Genomic DNA, 15,632 nt, shown 5'->3' on the forward strand with positions numbered 1-15,632 from the left:
TTAATATGTTAAAAAATTTAACATATCAAAAAGATATAAAAGGACAAAAATGCAAAACAAAATAGACCAAATAACAGACATTTTAAGGCGTGATGATGGCATAAGTGGGGCTATGCATTATACGGAGCAAATTAGTTGGATACTATTTTTAAAATTTTTAGATGATTATGAAAAAGAGCTTGAAGAAAAGGCGTTTTATGATGATAAGGAGTATGTAAGCATACTTGATAGCAAATTTGCGTGGAGTAGTTGGGCAGCACCTAAAAAAGAAGATGGCACACTAGATATCAAAAACGCCCTAAGCGGTGATGATTTGACTAAGTTTGTAAATAATGAGCTTTTTGTCTATCTAAAAAGCTTTAAAAATAACGATGATTTTAAAAGCATTGAGTATAAAATCGGCGGTATTTTTGAAGGCATAAATAATAGAATAGTTAATGAACAAACTTTAAGAGATATCATAAATATCATTGATGAATGTAACTTTAGTAAAGATGATGATGTGTTTGCACTAAGCCTAGTGTATGAAAAACTGCTAAAAGATATGGGGAGTGATGGGGGAAATAGTGGGGAGTTTTACACCCCAAGACCACTTATAAAAGCTATCGTTGAAGTGATAGACCCAAAGGCAAATGAGCGTGTGTATGACCCTGCCTGTGGTAGTTGTGGGTTTTTGTGTGAGAGCTTTTTGCATGTGATGAGAGATAAAACAAGCCTTAGCAATGATGAGATAGATTTTATACAAAATGACGCCTTGCACGGCAAAGAAAAGACCCCACTAAGCTATGCAATGGGTGTGATGAATATGATTTTGCACGGCATAAAATCCCCAAATATCATTAAAACAAACACCCTAAATAAAAAAATCACCGACATAAGTGAAGATGATAGATATGAAATAATCCTAGCAAATCCACCATTTGGTGGCAAAGAAAAAGAGCAAATCCAAAACAACTTTTTAGTAAAATCAAACGCCACAGAGCTACTATTTTTACAACATATCCTAAAAAGCCTTAAAATAAACGGCAGATGTGCTGTGGTAGTGCCTGAAGGAGTGCTGTTTCAAAACTCAAACGCCTTTACAAGTGTAAAGCAAGATTTGGTAAATGAGTATAATTTGGAGTGCGTTTTAAGCCTTCCTAGTGAGGTATTTTTGCCTTATAGTGCTGTTAAAACTAATGTGCTGTTTTTCTCGCTTGGTAAAAGGTTTTTAAATGATAGTGATGAGGTATATTATTATGAGCTAATACCACCTTATAAACTAACTAAAAATAAGCCTTTAGAGTATGAGCATTTTAAAGATTTTTTAGCTTGTGTTAAGGAGCGTAAAATCACTGAAAACTCATGGCTAGTAAGCAAAAGCGAACTTGCTCTTAAAAACTACGATTTAAGTGCAAAAAATCCAAACATAAAAGAAGAAAAAGAGCTAAGCAGCGTAGATGAAATTCTAAACTCACTTAGCAAAAACCTAGCAAAATCAAGCGAACTTTTAAAAAAGCTAGGTATTTAAGCTTTGTGGAAAAATATAATAAACGAAAAAAATCGTTTAGTGATTTTAATAAATATAAATTTTAATTATTTGCAGTGGAATTTAAAATAGGAATTTCGTTTGGTATTTGTAATTTAAGCTTATTTTGTATATGATAAATATTTTAAAAATTAAAAGGAAATAAAATGATTAAAATACCATCTAATTCAATAACTAAAAAAGTAGGTTTTATATTTTTACTTGCAATATTACTTCAAATACCATTGTTTTTTATAAACGGAATAATAAATGAGAGAAATGATACTTATGAAAATATGGTTGATACTCTAGGTAATGAATGGGGTCAAAAGCAAACAATACACGGGATTTTTCTAGTAATAAATGGCACTAAAGAACAAAATATAAAAGATGAAGAAGGCAATACGATTACGCAAAAAGTCCCTTACGAAAAAATCATAATTCCAAGCCAAATTGATGTAAAAATTGATATTTTAGATGAGGTTAGACAAAAAGGAATATATAAAGCTAGTGTTTATAACGCAAATATTAGCATTGGTGGTAATTTTGCTGATTTAGATGAAAAATTACCGCAAGACTTTGATGAAATTTATTTATCTTTAGGTTTATTAGATGCAAAATCATTAGTAAATATCTCAACTTTTAAACTAAATAGCATTGATTTAAAACCAAATGCAGGGACAAATAGTAAAAATTCTCATTTAAGATATGGAATTTCATCACTAATTAATAAAAATATGTTGAAAAATAATACACCTTTTGAAATTTCTTTCACATTAAGGGGCTCAAAAGGTATAGAGATACTTCCTTTAGCGCAAAAGAATACCTTAGATATTAATTCAAAAGAAAGTAAGCCTAGTTTTTATGGGACATTGCCTGTTAGTAAAAATCTTGATAATAACGGCTTTAACGCAAAATATGAAATTATGCCATTTACTATGAATTATCAAAAAGCTATAAATAATTCAAATCATTATCTAAATGATAATCTAATCGGTATTAATCTATACGAAGGCATTACTCATTACAGACAAGTAATAAGAGCTGCTAAATACGGCATATTATTTATAATGCTTAGCTTATTTGTGGTTTATGTTTTTGAAATTTTAGGCAAAAAACCAACTCATTATATCCAATACGGAGTTGTTGGATTTTCGCTAACTTTGTTTTATTTAGTTTTGCTTTCAATGTCAGAATATTTTAGTTTTGAACTTGCCTATATTATCGCTACATTAATGGTCGTAATACCAAACGCACTTTATATAAAAGCTCTTACAAATAGCAAAAAATTTGGTTTTGGAATGCTACTATTTTTAGGCGGTGTTTATGCAGTATTATTTTCTGTGCTTCAAATGGAGCAATTCGCACTAATTACAGGAACAATTCTTATAATGATAGTTTTATATGTTCTTATGTATATTACAAAAAATATTGATAATTTTTTGGATAAAAAGGCTGAATAATTAGGATATTAAAGGATAAAAAATATTGAAATTCCGATTTTAAATTCCGTTAAAATTTAATGTATTTTCAAGATATTTTAAAAGGAATTTAAATTAGGAATTTCAATTTTATTTTTAGTGATTTTTAAATTTAAATATTTTTGCTTTTAAGGATAACAAAATGGCTTTAAAAGGTTTTTAGCAAAAGCTAATGTGATTTTTAAAAATACGCTTTTTTATCTAGCTTGGTTTTTGTTTTTTATACCATTTTATATAGGAGATTTTAGTTATATTCCTTGCTTTATATTTGCTTTTCTTTTTTCTAGGATTTATCTTTTACTATCTCAAGATGATTTGGATAGTAAGATAATCTTGCAAGATAAGTTTTATTTACTTTTAAGACATATTTCGCTTTTTATATCGTGTGTTTGCCTTGCTAAGATTATTTATAATTTTTGTCTTTATGATAAAAGCGTTTATAAGAGCATTGATACTCTTAAAAATCTCGTGCCATTTGCGATATTTGGCTTTGTATATTTATATACTGCTAGAAAAAACTATAATGTTTATTTTAAAAAATACTTAGCTTTAACTTTGGCTATGCTTTATGCTTGGTGGTATTATGATGATTTTTTAAAACAACCCAATGAGCTCATAACAAGGATTTTAAAATCAAATTTAAAGTGTAGTAACCTTGAAAGAGTTTGCCTTGTGCTTGATAAAAGCATATTAGATGATATAAATAATGATATAAAAGGCAAAAGTTATGATGAGATACAAAAGACTTTAAGCCAGTTAGAATTTAAAATGAAAAATGAATATTTTTATTTTACTAAAATACTTTTGGGCAAAAGTGTTAGCATTAGGCTTGAATTAGAAGATGATAAGATAATTGAGATTATAGTTTCTAGGTTTTAAATTATAGCTTTATTGGAAAATAATATTTTAAATTCTAGTTAAATATTGGCAAATTAAAATCTTAATTTTGCCCTAAAATAGGGCAAAATTTATAAGTAACCATAAAAACTCGCAAGAAAATATCCAAAGATACTTGAAGTAATAACACCTATAAAACCAGGAATAATAAAACTATGATTTATTACAAATCTTCCTATACGAGTTGTTCCGCTTCTATCAAATTGAATAGCTGCTAAATCACTTGGATATGTTGGCAAAATAAAATAGCCATAACAAGCTGGTGCGAATGCTAAAATAACAGCTGGATTAACTCCTATATTTAAAGCTAGTGGCACAAACGCTACAAGTGCAGCTGCTTGAGAATTTACTAATTTAGAAATTATTATTAAAACTATTGTGTAAGTCCAAGGATATTCGCTTAATATATTTCCTAAGCTATCTTTTATCATTTGAGTATGTGTTGCAACCATACTATCAGCCATCCAAGAGATTCCAAATACAGCCACAAGAGCAACCATTCCAGATTTAAATATCTCACTTTTTGAAATATTATTTGCATTAGTTTTTGTAAAGATTATTATTAATGAACCTGCCAAAAGCATAAAAATTTGAATTACTTCAACCATTCCTAAAGGTTTTGCTTGTTCTTTTTTATCGCTAAAAATAATTTTTGCATTTTCAAATTTTTCATTATTAATAATTACATAGTTATTTTCTTGTGTTATTTGTAGATTATTATCAATGCTAATTGCTTTTATATTTTCTTTCGTGTTTTTTACTTTACCATCTTTAATAGTTTTATTTAATTCATTATAAGTAATTATGAGATTTGAATTCTTAATAGGTATTTCTTTCATTGTTTTAGCATTATTATCTACGATTAAAATACTTGCTGAATCAACTTTTATGTTAAATGCAGGTCGTAGATTTGAAAAATATCCTAAAATAGCAACTAAGGCAATAGCGCCTAAAAATATCCACATTGATAACCAAGCACTATTAGGTAATTTTTCACCTATTAATGATTTGCACCCACTACCATAAACATATTTTTTAAATTCTTCATCTTTAATTTTTTCTTGAAATTCACTATCTTTATCTAAATCTTTACCTCTAAACCAGCTAAATATTCCAACGCAAAACACTCCTAAATAAGTTGATGGTATTGTAATTTTAAGTAAGTCCAAATATCCATCAAATCCTGCTAAGTGATGATTACTATTAATAATAAATGCTGTTAGAGTTACTACAGCCACTGATACTGGGCTAGCAATTATTCCAAGTTGTGCTGAAACACTACTTGCTGCCATCGGTCTTTCAGGTCTAATATTGTTTTTAATAGCTATGTCATATACAATAGGTAAAATTGTATAAACAACATGCCCTGTGCCACAAAGAATTGTTAGGGTGCAAGTTGTAATTGGAGCTAAAATACTAATATATTTTGGATTTTTTCTAAGAATTTTTTCAGCTATTTGAAGCATTACATCAAGACCACCACTGGTTTGAAGTGTTGCGCTAGCCACAACAACTGCTAAAATAGTTAGCATAACATCAATTGCTGGTTTTCCTGGTTTTACACCAAAGCCAAAAATCATCACAATAAGCCCAACGCCACCTAACATTCCAAGAGTAATTCCACCTTTTTTTGAGCCATAAAATAGGCAAATACATACAATAGCTAGTTGTATAGCAAATTGTAAAGAATTAGGTAAATTCATAAGAATATCCATTTTTTATCCTTTAATTAAAAAAAATTGATAAATTTTATATTTAAAAGTTAAATATTTAAATTAATTTTAAAAATTAAGTTTTAATTAATTTAAATATTAGTATTAAATTTTTACTTAGAATTTGGTCTATTATTTATAAAATGATTTTTGTTGCCATTGTAAATACTTTTACTTAGTAAAATGTGAAAAATTTAAGGAGTAGGTAATGAAAGTAATCATTGAAGCAAAAGCAAAAATTATGGCTGAAAACGAAAATCAAGCAAAAATCAATCAAGAGTTTTTTAAAAAATCTAATTTATATTGCCTTAATTTTATGAGCTCTCCTGGTAGTGGTAAAACCACTCTACTTGAGTATATTATAAAAAATAATTTATTAAAATTATGCGTAATTGAAGGGGATTTAGAGACTAATAAGGACGCTGATAGGATTATCAAAGCAGGTGCTAAAGCATATCAAATAAGCACAGGTCAAAGCTGTCATTTAGACGCAAAAATGATAGATTTAGCTCTAAAAAATCTTGATATTAGTAATTCAGAGTTTTGTGTAATAGAAAATATAGGCAACTTAGTATGCCCTGCATCATATAAATTGGGCGAGAATTTAAATGTTGTGCTTTTATCAAGTCCTGAAGGAAGTGATAAAGTAGCAAAATATCCTGTTATGTTTAAAAGAGCTGATGTGATAGTATTAACTAAAATGGATATAGCAAAATATTTTGATTTTAGCCTAGAAACTATCACACAAGAAGCAAAAAAATTAAATCCAAATGTAAAAATCTTTTGTGTAAGTAGCACTACAGGCGAAGGAATTGCCGAACTTTGTGAATATTTTAAATCTTTAAGGAGTTAATATGTGTTTATCTATACCATCAAAAGTTTTAAGTGTTGATGAAAATAATTTTGCACAGGTTGATACTTTAGGGATTAAGCGTGGGGTTAGCCTTGATTTGATACCTGAGCAGGTTAATGTGGGAGATTTTGTATTAATTCATGTTGGTTTTGCTATGCAAAAAATTGATGAAGCAGCTGCTAAAGAAAGCTTAGAATTATATAAGCAAATTGCAGATGAGATAGGTAGCGAAGAGATTGAAAGTAGGTTTTTATGAATTACATAAAAGAATATAAAGACGCAAATATTATTAATAATTTAAAAAAACTAATTAATAATGTTAAGCTTGATAGGGTTTATAATGTAATGGAGATTTGTGGCGGGCACACGCATTCACTTATAAAATACTCAATCCCTTCTCTTTTGCCTAATATTAACTTTATTCATGGGCCAGGTTGTCCTGTTTGTGTAATGCCAAAAAGTAGGCTTGATGAAGCTATTTTTTTAGCAAGTATGGAAGGTGCTATTTTTTGCACACTTGCTGATTTGATTAAAGTTCCTGCTAGTAATACGAGTTTAGAAAAATTAAGAGCACAAGGCAAGGATATTAGAGCGCTTTATAGTCCACTAGAAGTATTAAAAATCGCAAATGAAAATAAAGATAAAAAGATTATATTTTTTGCAATAGGTTTTGAAACTACTACTCCTATGAGTGCGGTTTTGATTGAAAAAGTGCTTGAAATGGGGCTTAAAAATGTATTTTTTCATATAAATCATGTAAGAGTTCCTGAGCCTGTTGAAGCCTTATTAAATGATAAAGATTGTAATATTGATGGCTTTTTAGCCCCATCACATGTAAGCGTGATAATAGGAGAAAACGCATATTTAAATATGGCTAATACTTATAAAAAACCATTTGCTATAAGTGGTTTTGAGCCTGTTGATTTAATGCACTCGCTATTAAATTTAAGCTTACAATTTAAGAATAAAACTCATAATGTTTATAATGAGTATTCAAGATTAGTTAGTAAAAATGGTAATGAAAAAGCTAAAGAATTAATTGAAAAATACTTTAGGCGTGATGATTTTGAATTCCGTGGCTTAGGTGTTATTAGTAATGGCGGTTTGGAGCTAAAAGATGAATATGATTATATAAACGCAAAAAAAGTATTTGATATAAAAACAAATACAAAAGCAGAAAACAAAGCCTGTCTATGCCCTAAGATTTTAAAAGGACTTGCAAAGCCAACTGATTGTAAAGTTTTTGGTAATTTATGCACGCCTAATAATCCAATAGGAAGTTGTATGGTAAGTAGTGAAGGTGCTTGTGCTGCTTATTATAAATACAATAGAATTTAAATTAACTCCTTTTTATAGGAGTTAATATGATTATTTGCTTATAAATCTTAGCCAAATATAGCCTAATACAGCTGATACAAAAGAAGCACTAAGTATTGCTAATTTTGCGCTATTAAATAATTCAGGATTATTTTCAAATACAAGAGTGTTTATAAAAAAGCTCATAGTAAAACCAATACCTGTTAGTATGCAAACCCCGTATAATTGAACTTTATTTGATGGTAATTTAAAGCCAAATTTACTAGCAATTAAGCAAAAGCTAAATACACCTAATTGTTTGCCTAAAAATAGACCTAAAAATACTCCAAAAAATACTGCATTAAAATCATTTAAATTAAGACCATTAATCAAAACTCCAGCATTAAATAAAGCAAATAAAGGCAATATAAAATAATTTATATAAGGTGTTAAATCGTGCATTATGTGTTCTAAAAATTCTTTATTATCTTTAGTGTTTAATGGTATAAAAAACGCACACGCCATACCAGCTAAAGTTGCATGAACTCCACTTTTAAGAACGCAAACCCAAATAAATGCACCAATAATCACATAAAGGCTTTTTATGCAAATATGCAAATAATTTAATAATAGCAAAATAGCTAAACCACAAGTAGCAAGGCTAAGACTTAAAATACTTAGCTCATTTGTATAAAATAAAGCGATTATAATAATTGCAGCAACATCATCAAATATTGCAAGGCTTAGTAAAAATATTGTTAAAGATTTTGGAATTTTATTTCCAAGTAATAATAAAACTCCTAAAGCAAAAGCAATATCAGTTGCAGTCGGTATTGCAAAGCCTTGTAAAGCAAAACTATCGTTTATATTAATTAAACTATAAATTATAGCAGGGACAATTACTCCGCCAAGTGCTGCAATTAGTGGCAAACTAGCAGCTTTTATATTGCTTAATTCTCCTATTAGGATTTCTTTTTTAACTTCTAATCCAACCCAAAAGAAAAATATAGCCATAAGCCCATCATTTACCCATAAAGTAAGTGGTTTTATAAGGTTTAAATCTCCAAAAATCACACCTGCTTTATAATTAGTAATGAGTTCATAATAAGTGTTTAGATTTGAATTTTTAAGAGCTAAAGCAAGTATAGTCATAAAAATCAATAAAATTGGAGCAAAAAGCTCGTGAGTTATAATTTTTTTAAGCATAATATCTCCTTGTTAAAAATTATTTTTTAGCAAGAAAAGTTTGCAATACATTAAACGAAAGCTCATTTAAGCATTGATAGGCAATGCTATTTTGCATTAATTCATTTTTTGTTTTATTAGAAAATGCTTTTGTTAAAGAAAAGCAATTTTTAAAATCACTATTATTTAAACCACAAAATATTATTAATTTTTTATCATAAATTTTACAAATTTGATTAATTTCTCCGATTACTTTTCCCATCAAACTTTGATTATCAAAAGCACCTTCTCCTGTTATTATTAAATCAGAGTTTTTAATTAATTCTTCAAGATTTAAAAGGTTTTTAATATATGAAAATCCACTTTCAAATTCTGCATTTAAAAATGCTTTAAAGCCAAATCCAAGCCCACCAGCAGCACCACAACCTTGAAATTGTGAATAATCTTTAGTTAAATATTTTTCACAAACTTTTGCAAAATTTTTTAAACCCAAATCAAGCATTTTAATTTCATCATCATTTGCACCTTTTTGCCTTGCATAGACATACGCTGCACCATTTTCTCCATATAGTGGATTTTTCACATCACAAGCTATTTTAAAGCTGCAGTTTTTAAGCTCTTTTAATACATTTTTATCATTTATTTTTGCAATTTTTATTAGATTTTCTCCGATAGGTTTTAAAATATTTTCAAATTCATCTAAAAATTCGTATCCTAAAGCACTTAGCATTCCTATTCCAGCATCATTTGTAGCCGAGCCACCAATGCCTATTATAAACTCATTTGCACCATTATTAATAGCGTCTTTTATGGCAATACCTAGTGAAATTGTGCTAGTTTTGCAAGGATTTTTTTCATTTTCATTAAGAGCGATTAATCCTGCAAATTCTGCCATTTCAAAATATGCTTTATTTTCTTTTAAAAGATAATAACCCTTATAATCTCTAATACCATAAGCATTTTTTAAGTTTAAATAGAGTTTTGTAGCATTGATTTTATCATTTATACTTTCTAAAAAACCTTCTCCACCATCAGAAATAGCTAGTTGAATTGAGTTTATATTTAATTTATCGCAAGATTTTTTGATAGCTTCGTTTGCTTGTTTTGAACTAAGAGAGCCTTTAAAGCTATCACAAATAATTAATGCTTTCATTTTTTTATCCTTTTAATTACAAAATAAATTAGTAAAAAACTAAAAAATAAAGTAGCACTTATATCAAGTATAAATTCATTCATAAAAAATCTCCGTTTTTTTAGGTAGCATTAGGGTATTATCTGTGTATTTTAAATATTTGAGCTTTAACGCATAAATTTTGTGATTTAGTGCAAAATTAGCAGCTTTATATGTATTTAAATAAAGCCTTTTTTGGGTTTCATTTGCTAATAATAATTTTCCTATTATTTGAACACCTTTAATTGGATTGTTTGTATAAATTGCTGCACTTAATAATTCATCTAATTTAATATGCCTTGAAGTAGGCGATGAGATAAAAAGCAATGCTTCATTAATCTCATCAAATTTATAAAACAAAGTAGCCGAATAAGGCTCGTTTGTAGAAACTACGCAAATATTGTTAGAATTTAAAAACTCATTTATTTTAGATTTCAATATCAATACCAACAGGACAATGATCAGAGCCCATTACATCGCTTAATATAAAGGCGTCTTTTAAATAAGGGGTAAGATTATTTGATATGAAAAAATAATCAATTCTCCAACCAACATTTCTATTTCTAGCAGCTGCACGATAGCTCCACCACGAATATTTTTCAGGAATATCTCCGTTTATATATCTAAATGTATCAACAAATCCAGCATCAAGCAATCTATCAATCCACTCACGCTCAATTGGTAAAAATCCACTTGTTTTTTCATTAGCTTTTGGGTGAGTTAAATCTATTGGGCGGTGTGCTGTATTTACATCTCCACAAATTATGATTTTTTTACCTTCTAATAATAATTTTTTTAAATATTCTAAAAAATCATCATAGAATTTCATTTTATAATCTAATCTTTCATCACCGCTTTGTCCGTTTGGAAAATATATATTAAACAAAACAATATCTTTAAAACTATGCTCTAAAACTCTTCCTTCATCATCAGGAAAAAATTGGGCAAATCTACTCTCGCATTCAAAATTTAAAAAGCTCATAACACCAGAATATCCAGCTCTTTTTGCTGAATTTGATTTAATATCTTTAAAGCCTAAATTGTTTATATCTTTTGGAAATTTATCAGGTGTTGCTTTTATCTCTTGAATACCTAAAAAATCAGTAGGGTATTTTTCTAAAAACGAAAACCCATCTTTATCACAAATTGCTCTTAAACCATTTACATTCCACGAAATTAATCTCAAAACTATTCCTTAAATTAAGTTATTTATAATGATAAAAACTATACAAAAAGGTAGTAAATGTTAAAGATAAATCCAATTTTATTTAATTTTGTTTTAAGTGCATATATAATTGCTTTGAATTATTTTTCTATGCTTGCATTTTTGAGTAATAAAATAAGTGATATTTATTTTTTTACAATAGTAAATATTATATATTTTACATTGATATTTTTAGTTGTTAATATATTATGTTTTTTTAGAATTTTGGCTTATATTTGTTCTATTATTTTAATAATATGCACTGGATTTAGTATATATTTTATTAAAACTTACAATGTAGTTATTGATGGAAATATGGTAGCTAATGTATTTTTAACAGACAAAAGAGAAATGAGCGATTTATTTTCTTTATCTTTTGTGTTTTTTATATTATTAAGCGTTGTATTACCAATAATTTTGCTAAAATTTATTAATATAAAAAAAGGTTATTATTTAGCTAAAATAGTTTCAATTATTTTAAGTGCTATATTGATTTTTGTCATAGTATTTACTAATTCTAGAACTTTTATACCTTTTATTAGAACTAATGATGACATAAGATATTACAATGTGCCATTTCATCAAATATATTCTGCTATTAAAATAACAAAATCAAAATTCACTCCTAAAGAAGAGATGGTAAAAATAGGGCTTGATGCTTCTATTCAAGATGATAATGAGAGCAAAACTTTTATTTTAGTAGTAGGAGAAACTGCAAGGGCAAAAAATTATTCTTTAGGCGGATATGCTAAAAACGATACTAATTTTTATACTAAGAATTTAAATATTAATTATTTTAGTAATTTTACATCTTGCGGGACTGCCACTGCTCAATCTTTACCTTGTATGTTTTCATTGCATGATAGGGTAGATTTTAAAAAAGGTGAAAATTATGAGAATGTTTTAAATCTTTTAAATCGTTTTATTGATGTGCGTTGGATAGATAATAATTCTGGAGGTTGTCAAAATGTTTGTAATGACATTAATTCTATTATTAAAAGTAAAGATTATGATGGATGGTTAGTTGATGAAACTAAGAATATATTAAAAAGTAAAAAAGATAAAAATACATTAATAATAGTGCATTTGCAAGGTTCTCATGGGCCAAGTTATTATCTTAGATATCCAAAAGAATTTGAAAAATTTACTCCAACTTGTAATACAAATAAATTGCAAGAATGTAGCGAAGATAATTTATATAACACTTATGATAACACCTTGCTTTATACTGATTTTATAGTAGCTAGTTTGATTGATGTTTTAAAGACCGATAATGCCGATAAAAAAGCTTTATTTTATCTAAGTGATCACGGAGAAAGTTTAGGAGAAAATGGGTTTTATTTGCACGGAATGCCATATTATTTAGCACCAAAAGAGCAAATTCAAATTCCGGCTATTTTATGGACTAATTATGAGTATAACAATAAAGATAAACTTGATTTTAAACTATCTCAAGATAATTTATTTAGTTCTTTATTAGGGTTTTTTAATATTTCTACAAAAGATTATAGGAAAAACTATGATTTATTTAGCATAGATTTAGAAAATAATTTATAAATAATATAAAAAATAAAATATTTATAAAATTTTTATTTAGTTTAATATTATTTTAATAATTGTGTGGTTATAATACGCCATTCCTTGTTTTAAAGGGTTGCAGCTAATAAATCGTTAATCATTTTTCAACTATACTCCTAAATGCAACCCTTTTAATCTCTTCAATATTTACGATTTTTACATATTATTTTTACTTTAATTTATTTGATATTTTTTAAGGAGATTGTATGAGAAAAATATTATTAGCTTTAGGTATTTTGGTATCTTTAAGTGCTAATGAAAGTTTGTTTGAAAAGGGTGAATATAAAAAAGCTTATCCTAATTTTAAACAAGAATGTAATAAAGATAATTCTAATGCTTGTTATAGATTAGGAGAGATGAATGAATTTGGATTAGGAACGGGGATTTCTTATTCTTATGCTTATAAATATTATAAAAAATCTTGTGATTTGAATAATAAAAAAGCTTGTGGAAGTCTTGGAAAAATGTATTATCTAGGGCTTGGTGTTAATAAGGATATAAAAAAAGCTAATGATTTATTAGATAATGCTTGTAAGAATGACATTTATGAAGCTTGTGATAATTATGCTTATTTACAAAAAAAAGAATATAAAGAATTTAAACAAGACGAATTATTTAAAGCTTGCAATGGTGGAATTGCTAATTCTTGTATAGAACTTGCTAATAATTTAAATCCTAATCAAGGAATTGATTTTTATTTAAGAGCTTGTGGTTTAGGCGATGATTATGGTTGTCAGATGGTGTCAAATTGGTATTTAACTACCCAAGTTGTTAATAATAAAATATCTAATTTTTCTGATTTAAGCGATAAAGAGTGTAATAATAAAAATTATAAAGCTTGCAAGTCAATAGGAGATGTTTATAGATATTTAAACAATATAGAAAAAACTCAAATGTATTATGAGCAAGGTTGCGAATTAGATGATAAAGATTCTTGTGCTAGCTTAGCGGTATTACAAGAACATAATAATGATTTTGAAAAAGCTATAAAAAACTATGAAAAATCTTGTAAGATTGGCGATGGTTATTCTTGTTCTAGACTTGGATATATGTATGAAGATGGATTAAAAGATAATGATAAGACATATATCAAAACAGATTCTTCTAAATCAAAAAAATTCTTTCAAAAAGCTTGCGAATTAGGTTTTACTAAAGCTTGTAATTAATATTTTATACATTTTTTTTGCCTTTTTTTGTAAAAATTATATTTTTGCACTGAAGGGCAATAATAGAATTTATATATTTTCGTTAAATTAACCTTGTTTTGAAATTCAACAAGGAGAAATATTATGGCGGAAGCTGGAAAAATTATTAAATTAATAGGCGATGTAAAGGCTATTAATGGTAATGGTGAGAAGTCACTAAATGTAGGCGATGCAGTATCACTAAATGATACTATTAGAACAATCGGAAAAGATACAAGTGTTGATATAGAACTTAGCAGTGGCAAAGTTTTACATATTGTAGGAGATAATATTGCAAAGATTGATAATAGTATTTTAACAAGTGAAAGCTTTGAAAATGAAGCTGCAATTGATGATAAAATCAATAACTTAATCAATAACTTAGTAAATAACAATGGAGAAATAGAATTAGACGCAACTGCTGCTGGTGAAGCTGGTGCTGCTAGTGCTACTGGAACATTAAATGATGTTGTGTTTGACCAATCAGGTAGCGAAAGCACAGTTTATGCAGATGTATTATCAAGAGAAGTTGATAATAATGTTATTACTAACTTTAACAACAACGGCTTAGGTGCTGCAAATCTTGATGATTTATTAGCACAAGGTAATCAAGTAACACCTGAAATTAATGGAGAAGCTAACAATGGCGAAATTCCTACAATTCCAGGAAATAATGGTGCTAATGACAATGTAGTTCCTGAAAATCCAGAAAATAATACAGGAAACAATACTCAACCTGAAGTTAAACCTGAAGAAGATAAAACTGAAGATAATACTCAACCTGAAGTTAAACCTGAAGAAGATAAAACTGAAAATACTGAAGATGTTGTAACTCCAGAAGTAAAACCTGAAGAAGATAAAACTGAACCTGAAGAAGATAAAACTGAAGATAATACTCAACCTGAAGTTAAACCTGAAGAAGATAAAACTGAAGATGTTGTAACTCCAGAAGTTAAACCTGAAGAAGATAAAACTGAAGATAATACTCAACCTGAAGTTAAACCTGAAGAAAAACCATTAAATTTAACTGCAAATGTATATGATAAAGATTCTAATATTGTAGATGGTAAATTAACAAATGGAACAGAATTTACTATAAAAGGTAGTGGAGCTACACCTAATTCTGAAGTAACAATAAATGTTATTGGTTATACATTAGATGGTAACAATGTAGCTCAAATCCATTTCCCTGTAAAAGTTACAGCTGATGCTAATGGTGATTATAGCTATACTTTTGACTTATCAAATGCTGAATTATTATATAAATATCATGTTGAGAATGGTAATAATAGTGTAGATAGCTCATTTAGTGTAGATAATATAGCTCCTGTAATAACAGATACTAAAGTAGAAGTTGTAGAAGGAAATGTAGTAGTATCAGGTAAAACAGAGCCAGAAGCGGTAGTTTCAACTCCTAATGGAGATAAGGCGACGGCTGACAAAGATGGTAATTTTGTAATTACTATTCCAAATGCTAGTGATAAGGTAGAAATTAGTGCAACTGATAAAGTTGGCAATACAAGTGTAAATCCAGCAATTATTGAAGTTCCAGCTTCTGAAAATA

General features: G+C 27.9%; 14 protein-coding genes. 9 read left to right on the forward strand and 5 right to left on the reverse strand.

The window, feature by feature from the left end:
* Nucleotides 1-49 precede the first annotated feature (49 nt).
* From AVBRAN12642_RS05880 to AVBRAN12642_RS05890, 3 genes are all read left to right on the forward strand, one after another.
* A complete protein-coding gene (locus tag AVBRAN12642_RS05880; RefSeq protein WP_336608101.1) occupies nucleotides 50-1,510 on the forward strand; it encodes a class I SAM-dependent DNA methyltransferase in 1,461 nt (486 codons plus the stop codon).
* A gap of 164 nt (nucleotides 1,511-1,674) precedes the next feature.
* Entirely contained in the window at nucleotides 1,675-2,970 is a 1,296-nt protein-coding gene (gene creD / locus AVBRAN12642_RS05885; protein WP_214150064.1) for a cell envelope integrity protein CreD, read from the forward strand.
* A 192-nt stretch (nucleotides 2,971-3,162) separates the two neighbouring features.
* Nucleotides 3,163-3,867, forward strand: coding sequence for a hypothetical protein (locus tag AVBRAN12642_RS05890; RefSeq protein WP_336607190.1), 705 nt, complete (start codon nucleotides 3,163-3,165; stop codon nucleotides 3,865-3,867).
* Between the two features lie 89 nt (nucleotides 3,868-3,956).
* Here the strand turns inward: AVBRAN12642_RS05890 and AVBRAN12642_RS05895 are convergent, their stop codons facing one another.
* Nucleotides 3,957-5,600 (reverse strand): anaerobic C4-dicarboxylate transporter, encoded by a 1,644-nt coding sequence (locus tag AVBRAN12642_RS05895; protein ID WP_336608102.1) that lies wholly within the window; start codon nucleotides 5,598-5,600, stop codon nucleotides 3,957-3,959.
* A gap of 205 nt (nucleotides 5,601-5,805) precedes the next feature.
* Here AVBRAN12642_RS05895 and hypB point away from each other — a divergent pair, with 205 nt between their 5' ends.
* The 3 genes from hypB to hypD are packed head-to-tail and all read left to right on the forward strand — an operon-like array spanning nucleotide 5,806 to nucleotide 7,788.
* Nucleotides 5,806-6,450, forward strand: a complete 645-nt coding sequence (gene hypB, locus AVBRAN12642_RS05900; protein WP_214117951.1) for a hydrogenase nickel incorporation protein HypB — start codon at nucleotides 5,806-5,808, stop codon at nucleotides 6,448-6,450.
* A 1-nt stretch (nucleotide 6,451) separates the two neighbouring features.
* Nucleotides 6,452-6,706, forward strand: a complete 255-nt coding sequence (locus AVBRAN12642_RS05905) for a HypC/HybG/HupF family hydrogenase formation chaperone (protein WP_214117952.1) — start codon at nucleotides 6,452-6,454, stop codon at nucleotides 6,704-6,706.
* Nucleotides 6,703-7,788 carry a hydrogenase formation protein HypD gene (hypD, locus tag AVBRAN12642_RS05910; RefSeq protein WP_214120190.1) on the forward strand — a complete coding sequence of 362 codons (1,086 nt, stop codon included), beginning with the start codon at nucleotides 6,703-6,705 and terminating at the stop codon, nucleotides 7,786-7,788. Before AVBRAN12642_RS05905 ends, hypD begins: the two co-directional genes overlap by 4 nt.
* A gap of 30 nt (nucleotides 7,789-7,818) precedes the next feature.
* On the opposite strand, the gene nhaA is transcribed toward hypD, so the two are convergent.
* The 4 genes from nhaA to AVBRAN12642_RS05930 form a co-directional block, all read right to left on the reverse strand.
* Nucleotides 7,819-8,952 (reverse strand): Na+/H+ antiporter NhaA, encoded by a 1,134-nt coding sequence (gene nhaA, locus AVBRAN12642_RS05915; protein WP_214117954.1) that lies wholly within the window; start codon nucleotides 8,950-8,952, stop codon nucleotides 7,819-7,821.
* A 19-nt stretch (nucleotides 8,953-8,971) separates the two neighbouring features.
* Nucleotides 8,972-10,084, reverse strand: coding sequence for a glycerate kinase family protein (locus AVBRAN12642_RS05920; RefSeq protein ID WP_336608103.1), 1,113 nt, complete (start codon nucleotides 10,082-10,084; stop codon nucleotides 8,972-8,974).
* A 75-nt stretch (nucleotides 10,085-10,159) separates the two neighbouring features.
* Nucleotides 10,160-10,540: a hypothetical protein gene (locus tag AVBRAN12642_RS05925; protein WP_214150058.1), complete on the reverse strand. Its 381-nt coding sequence runs from the start codon at nucleotides 10,538-10,540 to the stop codon at nucleotides 10,160-10,162.
* Nucleotides 10,530-11,288 carry an exodeoxyribonuclease III gene (locus tag AVBRAN12642_RS05930; RefSeq protein ID WP_214117957.1) on the reverse strand — a complete coding sequence of 253 codons (759 nt, stop codon included), beginning with the start codon at nucleotides 11,286-11,288 and terminating at the stop codon, nucleotides 10,530-10,532. The genes AVBRAN12642_RS05925 and AVBRAN12642_RS05930 overlap by 11 nt, the downstream gene beginning before the upstream one ends.
* Nucleotides 11,289-11,345: 57 nt before the next feature.
* Here AVBRAN12642_RS05930 and AVBRAN12642_RS05935 point away from each other — a divergent pair, with 57 nt between their 5' ends.
* From AVBRAN12642_RS05935 to AVBRAN12642_RS05945, 3 genes are all read left to right on the forward strand, one after another.
* On the forward strand, nucleotides 11,346-12,863 hold the full coding sequence (locus tag AVBRAN12642_RS05935) for a phosphoethanolamine transferase (protein ID WP_336607186.1): 1,518 nt from the start codon (nucleotides 11,346-11,348) through the stop codon (nucleotides 12,861-12,863).
* A 227-nt stretch (nucleotides 12,864-13,090) separates the two neighbouring features.
* Nucleotides 13,091-14,050: a tetratricopeptide repeat protein gene (locus AVBRAN12642_RS05940; RefSeq protein ID WP_214117959.1), complete on the forward strand. Its 960-nt coding sequence runs from the start codon at nucleotides 13,091-13,093 to the stop codon at nucleotides 14,048-14,050.
* Between the two features lie 123 nt (nucleotides 14,051-14,173).
* A partial coding sequence (locus AVBRAN12642_RS05945; RefSeq protein ID WP_336608104.1) for an Ig-like domain-containing protein occupies nucleotides 14,174-15,632 on the forward strand: 1,459 nt, incomplete at its 3' end.

It is taken from the genome of Campylobacter sp. RM12642 (assembly GCF_020137635.1).
Lineage (GTDB): Bacteria > Campylobacterota > Campylobacteria > Campylobacterales > Campylobacteraceae > Campylobacter_E.